At 58.9% G+C, this 13,711-nt stretch carries 15 protein-coding genes and 1 other RNA gene; 10 read left to right on the top strand and 6 right to left on the bottom strand.

The window, feature by feature from the left end; translation table 11 throughout:
• Positions 1-71: 71 nt before the first annotated feature.
• Entirely contained in the window at positions 72-968 is an 897-nt protein-coding gene (locus AC19YT_RS08675) for a GlxA family transcriptional regulator (RefSeq protein ID WP_176465032.1), read from the bottom strand.
• A gap of 236 nt (positions 969-1,204) precedes the next feature.
• On the opposite strand from AC19YT_RS08675, the gene AC19YT_RS08670 reads away from it, so the two are divergent.
• Positions 1,205-2,350 (top strand): acyl-CoA dehydrogenase family protein, encoded by a 1,146-nt coding sequence (locus tag AC19YT_RS08670; protein ID WP_176465022.1) that lies wholly within the window; start codon positions 1,205-1,207, stop codon positions 2,348-2,350.
• A gap of 53 nt (positions 2,351-2,403) precedes the next feature.
• Here AC19YT_RS08670 and AC19YT_RS08665 read toward each other — a convergent pair whose 3' ends face one another.
• On the bottom strand, positions 2,404-3,444 hold the full coding sequence (locus AC19YT_RS08665; RefSeq protein ID WP_500610105.1) for an NADP(H)-dependent aldo-keto reductase: 1,041 nt from the start codon (positions 3,442-3,444) through the stop codon (positions 2,404-2,406).
• Positions 3,445-3,690: 246 nt separating this feature from the next.
• Here AC19YT_RS08665 and rplM point away from each other — a divergent pair, with 246 nt between their 5' ends.
• The 7 genes from rplM to AC19YT_RS08630 all read left to right on the top strand — a co-directional run bounded on the left by rplM (position 3,691) and on the right by AC19YT_RS08630 (position 8,568).
• Positions 3,691-4,119 carry a 50S ribosomal protein L13 gene (gene rplM, locus AC19YT_RS08660; protein ID WP_007917032.1) on the top strand — a complete coding sequence of 143 codons (429 nt, stop codon included), beginning with the start codon at positions 3,691-3,693 and terminating at the stop codon, positions 4,117-4,119.
• 14 nt (positions 4,120-4,133) lie between these two features.
• Positions 4,134-4,526, top strand: a complete 393-nt coding sequence (rpsI, locus tag AC19YT_RS08655) for a 30S ribosomal protein S9 (protein ID WP_003171743.1) — start codon at positions 4,134-4,136, stop codon at positions 4,524-4,526.
• Between the two features lie 253 nt (positions 4,527-4,779).
• Positions 4,780-5,373 carry a ubiquinol-cytochrome c reductase iron-sulfur subunit gene (gene petA, locus AC19YT_RS08650; RefSeq protein ID WP_095106048.1) on the top strand — a complete coding sequence of 198 codons (594 nt, stop codon included), beginning with the start codon at positions 4,780-4,782 and terminating at the stop codon, positions 5,371-5,373.
• Positions 5,373-6,584 carry a cytochrome b gene (locus AC19YT_RS08645; RefSeq protein WP_095106050.1) on the top strand — a complete coding sequence of 404 codons (1,212 nt, stop codon included), beginning with the start codon at positions 5,373-5,375 and terminating at the stop codon, positions 6,582-6,584. Before petA ends, AC19YT_RS08645 begins: the two co-directional genes overlap by 1 nt.
• Positions 6,584-7,366 carry a cytochrome c1 gene (locus AC19YT_RS08640; protein ID WP_500599645.1) on the top strand — a complete coding sequence of 261 codons (783 nt, stop codon included), beginning with the start codon at positions 6,584-6,586 and terminating at the stop codon, positions 7,364-7,366. Before AC19YT_RS08645 ends, AC19YT_RS08640 begins: the two co-directional genes overlap by 1 nt.
• A gap of 154 nt (positions 7,367-7,520) precedes the next feature.
• Positions 7,521-8,138: a glutathione S-transferase N-terminal domain-containing protein gene (locus AC19YT_RS08635; protein ID WP_095106052.1), complete on the top strand. Its 618-nt coding sequence runs from the start codon at positions 7,521-7,523 to the stop codon at positions 8,136-8,138.
• Positions 8,139-8,154: 16 nt separating this feature from the next.
• Entirely contained in the window at positions 8,155-8,568 is a 414-nt protein-coding gene (locus AC19YT_RS08630) for a ClpXP protease specificity-enhancing factor (protein ID WP_500599643.1), read from the top strand.
• A 57-nt stretch (positions 8,569-8,625) separates the two neighbouring features.
• Here the strand turns inward: AC19YT_RS08630 and AC19YT_RS08625 are convergent, their stop codons facing one another.
• From AC19YT_RS08625 to AC19YT_RS08610, 4 genes are all read right to left on the bottom strand, one after another.
• Positions 8,626-9,204, bottom strand: a complete 579-nt coding sequence (locus tag AC19YT_RS08625) for a BON domain-containing protein (RefSeq protein WP_095106055.1) — start codon at positions 9,202-9,204, stop codon at positions 8,626-8,628.
• On the bottom strand, positions 9,201-9,794 hold the full coding sequence (locus tag AC19YT_RS08620; RefSeq protein ID WP_095106057.1) for a phosphoheptose isomerase: 594 nt from the start codon (positions 9,792-9,794) through the stop codon (positions 9,201-9,203). Before AC19YT_RS08620 ends, AC19YT_RS08625 begins: the two co-directional genes overlap by 4 nt.
• A gap of 107 nt (positions 9,795-9,901) precedes the next feature.
• Positions 9,902-10,273 (bottom strand): YraN family protein, encoded by a 372-nt coding sequence (locus tag AC19YT_RS08615; RefSeq protein ID WP_095106059.1) that lies wholly within the window; start codon positions 10,271-10,273, stop codon positions 9,902-9,904.
• Positions 10,273-12,084 (bottom strand): penicillin-binding protein activator, encoded by a 1,812-nt coding sequence (locus tag AC19YT_RS08610; protein ID WP_500599639.1) that lies wholly within the window; start codon positions 12,082-12,084, stop codon positions 10,273-10,275. Before AC19YT_RS08610 ends, AC19YT_RS08615 begins: the two co-directional genes overlap by 1 nt.
• Before the next feature lie 236 nt (positions 12,085-12,320).
• Between AC19YT_RS08610 and rsmI the strand changes: the two genes are divergently transcribed.
• Both rsmI and rnpB read left to right on the top strand, forming a co-directional pair.
• Entirely contained in the window at positions 12,321-13,175 is an 855-nt protein-coding gene (gene rsmI / locus AC19YT_RS08605; protein WP_500610122.1) for a 16S rRNA (cytidine(1402)-2'-O)-methyltransferase, read from the top strand.
• Between the two features lie 73 nt (positions 13,176-13,248).
• Positions 13,249-13,602: RNase P RNA component class A (gene rnpB / locus AC19YT_RS08600), an RNA gene on the top strand.
• Positions 13,603-13,711: the final 109 nt, after the last annotated feature.

Here is a 13,711-nt window from a genome sequence, read left to right as displayed (position 1 = left end):
TGAAAAGTAAGAAGGCCTGCAGCGATGCAGGCCTTTTTTTGTGCCCAAATGCTTGTGGGCGCGAGGTTGATTTAGGCTGCCTGCTGGAACTGCTGGCGGTACTGGTTCGGCGACAGCTCGGTGTGCTGGCGGAACAGCCGTGCGAAGAAGCTTGCGTCGTCGTAGCCGACTTCGTAGCTGATGGTCTTGATGCTCTTGCGGCTGGCCGAGAGCAGGCCCTTGGCGGTCTCGATGCGTAGGCGTTGCAGGTAATGCAGCGGCTTGTCGCCGGTGGCGGTCTGGAAGCGGCGCATGAAGTTGCGAATGCTCATGCCGTGTTCGCGGGCCACATCTTCAAAGCGGAACTTGTCGGCGAAGTGTTCTTCGAGCCAGTGCTGGATCTGCAGGATGATGACGTCCTGGTGCAGCTTCTGCCCGCCGAAACCGATGCGGCCGGGGGAGTAGCTGCGTTGCACTTCGTAGAGGATGTCGCGGGCCACGGCTTGGGCGACGTTGGCGCCGCAGAAGCGTTCGATCAGGTAGATATACAGGTCGCAGGCCGAAGTGGTGCCGCCAGCGCAGTACAGGTTGTCTGCGTCGGTCAGGTGTTTATCTTGATTGAGCTGGACTTGAGGGAAGCGCTCTTCGAAAGCGTTGAAGAAGCGCCAGTAGGTGGTCGCTTCCTTGCCATCGAGCAACCCCGCCTCGGCGAGCCAGAACACTCCCGTGGCCTCGCCGCAGAGCACCGCGCCACGTGCGTGCTGGGCCCGCAGCCATGGAATCACCTGTGGGTAACGTTTGCACAGGGTTTCGAAATCGTCCCAGAAGGCCGGCAGGATAATCACGTCGGTATCGGCCAGGCCGCCGTCCACCGGCAGGATCACATCGCTGAAGCTGCACACCGGTTGGCCGTCAGGGCTGACCAGGCGAGTCTCGAAGGCGGGCGTGAGGCCCTGGCCCAATTGTTTACCGTAACGCAGGCTGGCCAGGTGGAAAAAATCCTTGGCTTGCATGAGGGTGGAGGCGAAAACCCGGTCGATCGCCAGGATGCTGACGCGCCGCAGGGGCGTGGAGAGTTGGATAGACATAATTCAATTTATTCTTATAGGGGAAAGTGGTCACCAGACGGCTGGATCGTCTTATTTTTTGTCGGATGTGTCCAGTGTCCTGTCGCGAGTGGGAGGCTTAGGCTCAAGAGCGCAATTTCTTCCAACAATAATTACAGGTGCCCTGCATGATCCCCAGAACCTTGTTCAGCCCCGAGCACGAGCTCTTTCGTGACAGTGTTCGTACCTTCCTCGAAAAAGAAGCCGTGCCGTTCCACAGCCAATGGGAAAAACAAGGCTACATCGACCGTCAGTTATGGAACAAGGCAGGGGAAGCGGGGATGCTTTGCTCCCATTTACCCGAGGAATATGGCGGGTTGGGTGCGGACTTTCTCTACAGCGCCGTAGTGATCGAAGAGGTGGGGCGCCTAGGGTTGACCGGCATTGGTTTTTCGCTGCACTCGGACATCGTCGCGCCCTATATCCTGCATTACGGCAGCGAAGCCTTGAAGCACAAATACCTGCCCAAACTGGTTTCGGGCGAGATGGTTACGGCCATTGCCATGACCGAGCCGGGGGCAGGTTCCGATCTGCAAGGGGTGAAAACCACGGCCGTGCTGGATGGCGACGAGTACGTGATTAACGGCTCGAAAACCTTCATCACCAATGGCTTTCTCGCCGACCTGGTGATTGTCGTGGCCAAGACTGACCCGAAGGCTGGCGCCAAGGGCACGAGCCTGTTCCTGGTGGAGGCGAACACGCCGGGTTTTGCCAAAGGCAAGCGCCTGGAAAAGGTCGGGATGAAGGCGCAGGACACCTCCGAGTTGTTTTTCCAGGATGTGCGCATCCCCAAGGAAAACCTGCTGGGTCAGGCCGGAATGGGCTTTGCGTATTTGATGCAGGAACTGCCACAGGAGCGACTGACCGTGGCGGTGGGCGGCCTGGCTTCGGCCGAGGCGGCGCTGCAATGGACGCTGGAGTACACCCGCGAGCGCAAGGCATTTGGCAAGGCGATTGCGGAGTTTCAGAACACCCGCTTCAAGCTCGCGGAAATGGCCACTGAAATCCAGATCGGCCGGGTGTTCGTCGACCGCTGCTTGGAGCTGCACCTACAAGGGAAACTGGATGTGCCGACCGCTGCGATGGCCAAGTACTGGGGCACTGACCTGCAATGCAAAGTGCTCGACGAGTGTGTGCAGTTGCATGGCGGTTACGGTTTCATGTGGGAATACCCGGTGGCACGGGCCTGGGCGGATGCCCGGGTGCAACGGATCTATGCCGGGACCAACGAAATCATGAAAGAAATCATCGCGCGCTCCCTGTAAAAGAGTGCCTGCTCCCACGGAGTGTTCCCTGTGGGAGCAGGTCTACGGTTCGATCAAGGGGCCGGGTTCGGCAGTGCCTTGTGGATCGCCTCGATACCCGCCACAACTTCCTGCGACAACACCAGCTCGGCGCTCGCCAGGTTGCTTTGCAGTTGCTCCAGAGTGGTCGCGCCAATGATGTTGCTGGTCACGAACGGCTGTTGGGTGACGAATGCCAGGGCCATTTGTGCCGGGTCCAGGCCATGTTCGCGGGCCAAGGCCACGTAGCGGCTGCACGCGGCTTCCGACTGCGGGTTGAAATACCGGCTGAAACGGCTGTAGAGGCTCAGACGCCCCTTGGGTGGCCGGGCCCCGCCCTCGTACTTGCCGGACAGCATGCCGAACGCCAGCGGCGAGTAGGCGAGCAGCCCGCACTGTTCGCGCAGGGCGATTTCCGCAAGGCCCACTTCAAAGGTGCGGTTGAGCAGGTTGTACGGATTTTGGATCGATACGGCCCGCGGCCAGCCGCGGGTTTCGGCCAGGGCAAGGAATTTCATGGTGCCCCACGGCGTCTCGTTCGACAGGCCGATATGGCGGATCTTACCGGCCTTGACCTGCTCGTCGAGGGCTTCAAGGGTTTCTTCAAGGGGCGTGAAGTCTTCGTCGGCCTTGTGGGTGTAGCCCAGTTGGCCGAAGAAATTGGTGCTGCGTTCCGGCCAGTGCAGTTGGTAGAGGTCGATCCAGTCGGTCTGCAGGCGCTTGAGGCTGGCGTCCAGGGCTTGGACGATATGGGTGCGGTTGTGCTTGAGCTGGCCGTCGCGGATGTAATCGATGCCGTTGCCGGGGCCGCCGATTTTGCTGGCCAGGACCCAGTCCGCCCGGTCGCTACGGGCCTTGAACCAATTGCCGATATAGCGCTCGGTATCGGCGTAGGTTTGTGCCTTGGGCGGCACGGGGTACATCTCGGCGGTATCGATGAAATTGACCCCGGCCTGCTTGGCCATTTCAATTTGGGCGAAGGCTTCAGCCTGAGTGTTTTGCTCGCCCCAGGTCATGGTCCCGAGGCAGAGGGCGCTTACATTCAGTTCGGTTCGGCCCAGCTTGCGATAGTCCATCGGATGCTCCTTCGGCAAAACATTCATAAAAGCAGGTTGAAAATTTTTTCGCAATCTGCATAATTACGCCCCTCTTTCTGCAGTGGAAGTGATGCGCCGCCTGCCGAAGAATCTTGCCGTTGAACGGACGCGCTGACCCGAGCCCCCGATAGCGTCTGTATCCGGCTGCCTTTGACTTGTCAAAGTACGCACTATTCAGTAAGATCCGCCGTCTAATTTACAGGGCGGCCCCTGAGGCTATAAAGAATGAAAACTTTTACTGCTAAACCGGAAACAGTAAAGCGCGACTGGTTTGTCGTCGACGCTGCTGGTCAGACCCTGGGTCGTCTGGCCACCGAGATCGCGAGCCGTCTGCGTGGCAAGCACAAGCCTGAGTACACTCCTCACGTTGACACCGGCGATTACATCGTCGTCATCAACGCCGAGCAAATCCGTGTAACCGGCGCTAAAACCACTGACAAAATGTACTACTCCCACTCCGGTTTCCCGGGCGGCATCAAGTCGATCAACTTTGAAAAGTTGATTGCCAAGGCCCCTGAGCGCGTGATCGAGACTGCGGTCAAAGGCATGCTGCCTAAGAACCCGCTGGGTCGCGACATGTATCGTAAGCTGAAAGTCTATGCGGGCGCTGCTCACCCTCATACTGCTCAGCAGCCCCAAGAACTGAAGTTTTAACGGAATAGTTCATTATGTCGGCGACTCAAAATTACGGCACTGGCCGTCGCAAGACCGCAACCGCACGCGTTTTCCTGCGTCCGGGCACTGGTAACATCTCGATCAACAACCGCACCCTGGACAACTTCTTCGGCCGCGAAACTGCCCGCATGGTAGTTCGTCAGCCGCTGGAATTGACCGAGACCGTTGAAAAGTTCGACATCTACGTCACTGTTATCGGTGGCGGTGTAAGTGGTCAGGCTGGCGCAATCCGCCACGGTATCACTCGCGCTCTGATGCAGTACGACGAAACCCTGCGTGGCGCTTTGCGCAAAGCTGGCTTCGTAACTCGCGATGCTCGTGAAGTTGAACGTAAGAAAGTTGGCCTGCGTAAAGCGCGTAAGCGTCCGCAGTACTCGAAGCGTTAATTCGCTTTTGCGTTCAAAAGCGCCCAGTTTCCTCACGGAGCTGGGCGTTTTTTATGGGCGTTCGTTTTTGGTGTGACAACTTGCCACAGCCGTAAAACCCCTATACTACAAGGCTTCTGGCTATCCATGGGTGGTAATTACCTTGTCAGAATAGGGGCTTTTCATTACCATTCTGCAAAATTTTTATAAGTTCAGATTTTTACTTAGTAGATGCCTGATTTAACAGGCCACAAAGCTGATGGGAGAGGACTGAATGAGCAATGACGGCGTGAATGCAGGCCGGCGTCGCTTCTTGGTAGCAGCCACATCCGTGGTGGGTGCTGCAGGAGCGGTGGGGGCTGCGGTCCCGTTCGTGGGGTCATGGTTTCCCAGTGCCAAGGCGAAAGCCGCAGGTGCACCGGTGAAGGTGAATGTCAGCAAGATTGAGCCAGGCCAGCAGATGGTTGCTGAGTGGCGCGGTCAGCCGGTATTCATTGTCCGCCGGACTGAGGAAATCCTGGGGAATCTGAAGAAGATCGAGGGCCAGCTATCTGACCCTGACTCCAAGAATTCGGTACAACCGACCTACGTCAACCCGGAGTTGCGTTCGATCAAGCCAGAGATTCTGCTGCTGATCGGGATCTGTACGCACTTGGGTTGTGCCCCGACCTTCCGTCCAGAGGTGGCGCCTGCCGACCTGGGCAAGGATTGGGTGGGCGGTTACTTCTGCCCTTGCCACGGTTCTCACTACGATCTGGCTGGCCGCGTCTACAAGTCGCAACCTGCGCCGCTGAATCTGCCTGTGCCACCACATTCCTATGATTCGGACGATGTCATAACCATCGGTATCGATACGGAGAACGCGTGATGAGCAAGTTCATGGATTGGGTTGATGCGCGCTTTCCCGCGACCAAGATGTGGGAAGACCATCTCAGCAAGTATTACGCTCCAAAGAACTTCAACTTCTTCTACTTCTTTGGCTCCCTGGCCCTGCTGGTTCTGGTGAACCAGATCGTTACCGGTGTCTGGCTGACCATGAGCTACACCCCGTCGGCGGAAGAGGCGTTCGCTTCCGTCGAGTACATCATGCGTGACGTCGAGTACGGCTCGATCCTGCGTCTGTTGCACTCCACCGGCGCTTCGGCGTTCTTCATCGTGGTCTACCTGCATATGTTCCGTGGCTTGCTCTACGGTTCGTACCAGAAACCGCGTGAGCTGGTGTGGGTCTTCGGCATGCTGATCTACCTGGCGCTGATGGCGGAAGCCTTCATGGGCTACCTGCTGCCTTGGGGCCAGATGTCCTACTGGGGCGCGCAGGTCATCATCTCGCTGTTCGGTGCGATCCCGGTTATCGGTGACGACCTGACTCAGTGGATCCGTGGTGACTACCTGATTTCCGGCATCACCTTGAACCGCTTCTTTGCGCTGCATGTTGTAGCCCTGCCGATCGTAATCCTCGGTCTGGTAGTGCTGCACATCCTGGCGCTGCATGAAGTCGGCTCGAACAACCCCGATGGCGTGGATATCAAGAAGCACAAGGACGAGAACGGCGTACCGCTCGATGGTATTCCCTTCCATCCGTACTACACCGTGAAAGATATCGTTGGCGTCGTAGTGTTCCTGTTCGTGTTCTGCTCCATCGTGTTCTTCTTCCCGGAAATGGGCGGCTACTTCCTGGAGAAGCCTAACTTCGAGCAGGCGAACCCGTTCAAGACCCCTGAACACATCGCACCGGTCTGGTATTTCACGCCGTTCTACGCAATTTTGCGGGCGGTTCCGGACAAGCTCATGGGCGTTATCGCCATGGGCGGCGCCATCGCTGTGCTGTTCGTCCTGCCTTGGCTTGACCGCAGTCCGGTCAAATCCATGCGCTACAAGGGCTGGATGAGCAAGATCTGGCTCTGGGTGTTCTGCATTTCGTTCGTGATCCTGGGTGTGCTGGGTGTGCTGGCGCCGACTCCGGGTCGTACGTTGCTGTCGCAGGTATGTACCTTCCTGTACTTCGCCTACTTCATTCTGATGCCGTTCTACACCAGGCTTGAGAAGACCAAACCGGTTCCGGAAAGGGTGACTGGCTGATGAAAAAGTTATTCGCTGTACTGATCCTCGCTGCTTTGCCTGTGTTCTCCTTTGCGGCTGAACACGGTGGTCCAGAGCTGGAAAAGATCGATATCGACCTCGCTGATAAAGCGGCACTGCAAGATGGCGCACGTACGTTCGCCAACTACTGCATGGGCTGCCACAGTGCCAAGTTCCAGCGCTATGAGCGTGTAGCTGACGACCTGGGGATTCCTCATGATCTGATGCTTAACAACCTGGTATTCACTGGCGCCAAGATCGGCGACCACATGAAGATCGGCATGCAGCCTGCTGACGCCAAGACCTGGTTCGGTGCGGCACCGCCCGACCTGACCCTGGTGGCCCGCGTTCGCGGTACCGATTGGCTCTACGGTTACCTGAAATCGTTCTACGAAGATCCATCGCGTCCTTTCGGGGCGAACAACAAGGTCTTCCCGAACGTCGGTATGCCTAACGTCCTGGCCGGCCTACAAGGTCGCCAGGTCGTGGGTTGCAAGCAGGTTCAAGTCGTCGAAGACGGTAAGAAGCAATATGATCCGTTGACCGGCACGCCTCTGACTCACGAAGCGTGCGACCAACTGACCATCTTGCCGAAAACCGGCGCGCTGACTGAAGAGCAGTTCGATGAGAAGGTCAAGAACCTGGTGACCTTCCTGGCCTACTCGGCCAACCCGGTCAAGCTGGAGCACCAACGTATCGGTACTTACGTGTTGCTCTACCTGGCTTTCTTCTTCGTATTCGCTTACCTGCTCAAGCGCGAATACTGGAAGGACATTCATTGATAAAGCTGTAAACCATTGCTGTTAATCGCGCGCGCCCAGGGGCGCCTCCGCAAAATTAGGGAAGCCGGCATCGTCCGGCCTCTCTATGGGAGGCGCCCTCTGGGCGCGCGCGTTTTTCCGCTTTCGATAATTTCAACAAGCGAGGAGGACCGCCATGGGCGTGACCAATCGGTTGGCCTGTTACTCCGACCCCGCCGACCACTATTCCCACCGAGTACGCATCGTGCTCGCAGAGAAGGGTGTCAGCGCCGAGATCATCAGTGTGGAGGTGGGGCGTCATCCGCCGAAACTGATCGAAGTGAACCCTTACGGCAGCTTGCCCACCCTGGTCGATCGTGACCTGGCGTTGTGGGAGTCAACCGTGGTGATGGAATATCTGGATGAGCGTTATCCCCATCCACCCTTGCTACCGGTCTATCCGGTGGCGCGTGCTAATAGCCGCCTGCTGATTCACCGCATCCAGCGTGACTGGTGTGGCCTGGTGGATTTGATTCTGGATCCACGCAGCAAAGAAGCGGCGCGTGTGCAGGCCCGCAAGGAATTGCGCGAAAGCCTGACGGGGGTTTCGCCACTGTTCGCGGACAAGCCGTTTTTCCTCAGTGAGGAACAAAGTCTGGTGGACTGCTGCCTCTTGCCGATACTCTGGCGCTTGCCGATTCTTGGTATTGAGTTGCCGCGGCCTGCCAAGCCGCTGCTTGATTATATGGAGCGCCAGTTTGCGCGCGAGGCTTTCCAGGCGAGCCTGTCTGGTGCCGAGCGCGACATGCGCTAAGGCTTAAGGAGCCGCTATGAACTCCAGTCGACCTTATCTGGTCCGTGCGCTCTATGAGTGGATTGTGGATAACGATTGCACCCCGCACATGCTGGTCAATTCCGAGTACCCCTCGGTGCAAGTGCCGCAAGGCTTTGCCAGTGACGGACAGATTGTCCTGAACGTTTCGCCCAGTGCTGTGCGGCATTTGCATATGGATAACGACGCGGTCAGCTTCGAAGGGCGTTTCGGCGGTGTGCCGCACACGCTGTTCGTGCCCGTCGGGGCGATCCTGGGTATCTATGCCCGGGAGAATGGCCAGGGCATGGTTTTTGACCTGGATTCGTCCATGGACGAAGATGACGACGTGGAGCCGGATGATGACGGTCCGCCACCCGATAGCGAACCGCCGCGCCCCAGTGGCCGGCCAAGCTTGAAAGTGGTCAAGTAACAAAAAAGGCGATCCAGAAATGGATCGCCTTTTTTAATGCCGCCAGGTTTGCAGGTGTCAGTCGATGTACTCGAACAGCTTGACGATCTTCTGCACGCCGGAAACGCCTTGCACCAGGTTGGTGGCCTGGGCCGCTTCCTGTTTGGTCAGCAGGCCGAGCAGGTAGACGATGCCGTTCTCGGTCACCACCTTGATGCGCGAGCCGGGAATGTTGGCATCGGCCAGCATCTGGGTTTTGATTTTGGTGGTCAGCCAGGCGTCATTCTGGCGAGCCAGAAGGGAAGAGGGCGCGATCACTTGCAGTTCGTTGTGCACGCGCTTGACTCGCTGAACGCTGCTGGCGGCCTGTTCGGCCTGGGCCTTGAGGTCGGCGCGTGGTGTCTGTCCGGCGAGCAGTACGACGCCGTTGAAGCTGGTGACGACGATGTGGGAGTTCTTATCCAGGTCCGGGTTGGCCTTGGCCACGTTCACACCGACTTTGGTTTCGATCAGCGAGTCGTCGATCTTACTGCCAAAGGTGCGGGTGCCACGGTCGTCTTCGATGGGCTTTTCACGGCTGGCGCTCACCACGGAGGTGCAGCCGCTGATGCTCAGGCATAGGGTCAAGGCCGCGAGGCCAAGTCGATAAGGGGTCATTCTTCACTCCCGAACAATTGGCTGTCGATCAAGTCGCAAAGGCAATGGATCGCCAGCAGGTGGACTTCCTGAATGCGTGCGGTGACGGTGGCCGGTACGCGTATCTCGACATCTTCCGGCAGCAGCAGCGAAGCCATGCCGCCACCATCGCGCCCGGTCAATGCTACGACAATCATGTCGCGATCATGTGCGGCCTGGATCGCCTGAATAATGTTGGCCGAGTTGCCGCTGGTGGAAATCGCCAGGAGTACATCGCCCGGCTGGCCCAGGGCGCGGATCTGCTTGGAAAAAATCTCGTTGTAGCTGTAGTCGTTGGCGATCGAGGTGATCGTTGAGCTGTCGGTGGTCAGCGCAATGGCTGGCAGGCTCGGGCGTTCGCGCTCGAAGCGGTTGAGCAGCTCGGAGGAGAAGTGTTGGGCATCGCCAGCGGAGCCACCGTTGCCGCAAGAAAGCATTTTGCCTTCATTGAGCAGAGTGTTGACCATGACCTGGCTGGCCAGCTCGATGTGCGGTGCAAGGACTTCCATCGCCTGTTGCTTGGTATCGATACTGGCCTGAAAAAGCTGGCGAATTCGCGATTGCATGTCCATCTGTGTGACCTTAAGTAGCGCGGCTTTTCAGCACATGAATGTGCAGCCCGCAAAGCAAAGAGCAAAAGTGTCGAGTGAAGATTGTCGGCTTGGCCTGGGTGCCCGGGTCAGCTGTCAAAGGCGTTTTGCAGCCAGTTCAAGGCTGGTGCCGAGCCGGTGGTGCTGTCTATCGCGACCACGTCGAAGCGGCAGGGGTGATCTGCCCAGCGTGACTCGCTTTGTAAAAAGTACTGCGCGGCGAGGATCAGTTTCTGACGCTTGCGCTCATCGATACTGCCAAGCGCACCACCCCATTGGGTGTTCTTTCTGTAGCGAACTTCGACGAATACTACTGTATCGCCATCAAGCATGACCAGATCAAGCTCACCGCGCTTGCACAGCCAGTTCTGCGCCAGCAGGCGCAGGCCCTGTTGCTGGAGATGCCGGAGCGCGTGGTTCTCGGCATCTCTTCCATCTTGCTGGTGTGAGCGCTCGGGCATCAGCGCGGCGTGTCGGGCAGGCGCTGGACCTGGCCGCTGACAAACTGAGCCCAGGGCAACTGGCGCTGAACCCGCTGCGAAGGGGTCATGGTCAGGCTGCCGGAAGCGCCTTCGATGCGGCTGTCAGGCAGTGCCTTGAGCTGGCCCAGACGTGGTGCCAAACGGTAGGCATCTACGCCCATGGCGTACAGGCGACCCAGGCTACCGCCGGCTTGTGGCCATTGCGCGGCGACTTGGCGACGCAGGGGGTCGTTGGCGTCGAGCAGCCATGGCGTTTCGCAGAAGCGCACGCCATTCATGTCGTTGTATTGGTTTTGATCGCCGCTGGCGCTGAACACATGGGACGTGGCGTACACAGGCACATCGCCAGCGTACTGGAAGTTCAGGGTCGGTTTGATCTGCTGGGCTTGTTGCGGCGTGGCGGCCAGGAAGATGAACTCGATGTCCTGGCGGCGTGCCGGTTGCGCCGCGACTTGCGAGCCAACGGTGCTCTGCAGGCTCTTGGCCCGGCCTTCGCTCTGGCGCAACTGGAACAGGTCGGCGATTTGCTGGGCCAGGGCCACCGGTTGGTCGACACGCACGACGCCGAGCACGGAGCCGCCATTGCCTTCCCAATCCTGGCGGAACGCCTTGAGCACACGGTCGCCCCATTCGCCTTTAGGCACCATCACGGCGGCACGCTGCAAGCCATCAGCACGGGCGCGTTGCGAAACTTCGCGCGCCTCGTCTTCAGCGGCGAGGCCAAACTGGAACAGTTGCGCCGGGCCTTGATCGCCTTCGCTGTAGTTCAGGGCGAGGGTGGTGATAGGCAGTTGCGGGCGAGCGCTGAGCTGCTTGACCAGTGGTTTTTCCAGCGGGCCGATCACCAGTTGCACGCCGTCGGCCTGGGCCTTGCGGTAAAACTCGTCCAGGGAGGTCAGGCGCGAGCTGTCATAGAACTGAACGCTAGGTGGCTTCTGGCCGGCTTGCAGGGCTTGGTAGTGCGCCGCCATGAAACCTTCGCGCAATGCCTTGGCCACGGACGCCAGGGGGCCATCCTGAGGTAACAGCAGGGCGATTTTGTTCAGAGGCTGGCTAGCCAGTTCCTTGAGCTTGACCAGTGGCGTGGGCAGTTGCAGGGCGGCTGGGTGCTTTGGATTCTGGGCGCGCCAGCTATCGATCGCGGCTTGTTGCTGCTCAAGCGTGCCAGCAGTCTTAACCGCCAGGGCCAGGCTGAGCCAGCCGCCCAGATCGTCGGGGCTGGCAGGCTGTAATTGGTCGGTGGGCAACGAGGCGATCAGGGTCCAGATGGCTTCGTGGTTTTTGCCGGCTGCTTCGCCGCTGAGCATGGGTGCAACCGTAATGCGTTCCCGTGCTGCAGCGAGGGTCTGGCCGTCGGCTTCCAATGCGCGAGCATGCACGCTGCCAGTGCGCACCCGCTGCTCGGTGGGCATTTCGCCCAGACGTTGCAGGCTCGGATGGCTCAGGGCGGTGAGGGCGGCCTTGGGTTGGTTGCGAGTCATGGCCAGTTCAGCTGAAAGGGTGCTGGCGAATACCTGTTGGCCGGGTTTGAGTGAGTCCAACGGTACTTGCGCCAGAATCTGCGCCGATTGACCGGCATTGCCCTGGCGATAGGCCAGGTCTGCGGCGCTGAGGCGCAATAGGGCGGCTTTTTCCGGGTTTTTGCTGGTGGCGGCCTGTTCGAGCAGTTGCTCGATGCTGGCATCCGGGGTTCGTGGGAGTTCGCCAAGGCTGGACGAGGGCGAGCTGGCGCAAGCGGCCAATAGGGCGGCAAGGCAGAGGGCAGAGAACAGCCGCAGGCAAGCGATCATGTAAGTGTTCCTGATACTCGATCAAATTAGCGTGGAATTGTACCCAAGCACTGGCCGGGGCGCGATGTTACTGGCGTCAAACTGTCAATTTAGGTCGTGCATGGCTGTTATAGGCACATAAATGACAATCGACCGCATTGCGCGAGCCTTTGCAGGGGCACGTTTTCATCACCTCTACGCGCTACAATGGCGCTTTTGTCGATCAAGAGGTGTGCGCTTTGACTGCTCCAGGTGCTTTGAATTCCGCTGCTGGCTCGCTTTATGTGGTGGCGACGCCCATCGGTAACCTGGACGACATCAGTGCGCGGGCGCTGAAAATCCTCCGTGACGTCGCGCTGATCGCCGCCGAGGACACGCGCCACTCGTTGCGCCTGTTGCAGCATTTCGGTATCCCTACGCCGCTGGCCGCTTGCCATGAGCACAACGAGCGCGACGAGGGCAGCCGGTTCATCACCCGATTGTTGGCAGGGGATGACGTGGCGTTGATCTCCGACGCGGGCACGCCGCTGATTTCCGACCCTGGTTATCACTTGGTGCGCCAGGCGCGCGCAGCAGGCATCAATGTGGTCCCAGTGCCGGGCGCCTGTGCGTTGATCGCGGCGCTGTCTGCCGCGGGGCTGCCTTCGGACCGGTTCATCTTCGAGGGCTTTTTGCCCGCCAAGGCTGTTGGCCGCCGCGCGCGCCTGCAGCTATTAAAGGAAGAGCCACGCACGCTGATCTTCTACGAGGCGCCGCACCGCATTCTCGAATGCCTGCAAGACATGGAACTGGTGTTTGGCGGCGAGCGCCCGGCCTTGCTGGCGCGGGAGCTGACCAAGACCTTCGAGACGCTCAAGGGCTTGCCGCTGGCGCAGTTGCGCGGGTTCGTCGAGGGCGATAGCAACCAGCAGCGCGGTGAGTGTGTGGTGCTGGTGGCAGGCTGGACCGCGCCGCAAAGCGACGAGGCGATCAGCGGCGAAGCCATGCGCATCCTGGACTTGCTGCTCAAGGAAATGCCCTTGAAGCGCGCCGCAGCCCTGGCGGCGGAAATCACCGGTGAGCGCAAGAACATGCTGTATCAGGTGGCGTTGAGCAAACAGCAGGCAGAATAACCGGGCGGTGCGTCAGGCAAAAAGGTGCTTGGCCCTTGTTCTTGGGGCGATGTGCCGTTAACCTGCGCGGCGGAGAGTCGATCGGACAGTCGCTGCCCTCTATGAAAATTAGGGGGGGGAGGAAAGTCCGGGCTCCATAGGGCGGAGTGCCAGGTAATGCCTGGGGGGCGTGAGCCTACGGAAAGTGCCACAGAAAATAACCGCCTAAGCACTTCGGTGCCGGTAAGGGTGAAAAGGTGCGGTAAGAGCGCACCGCACGTCTGGCAACAGTTCGTGGCTAGGTAAACCCCACTCGGAGCAAGACCAAATAGGGTTCCAAGGCGTGGCCCGCGCTGGAACCGGGTAGGTTGCTAAAGGTGTCCAGTGATGGCCACCGTAGACGAATGACTGTTCAAGACAGAACCCGGCTTACAGATCGACTCTCCACCTCTTTCCCTCCCTGCTGGAATCACTGGCAGAAGCGCATTTGTAATACCGAAAAAATCTTACTCTTAATAAATCACTTTAACTTCCGGTCGTAGCTTTTTGAGCTGATG

This window comes from Pseudomonas sp. MF08875, assembly GCF_059862525.1.
The sequence above is the reverse complement of the archived record's forward strand: the minus strand, read 5'-3'. Positions and strand labels throughout refer to the sequence as shown.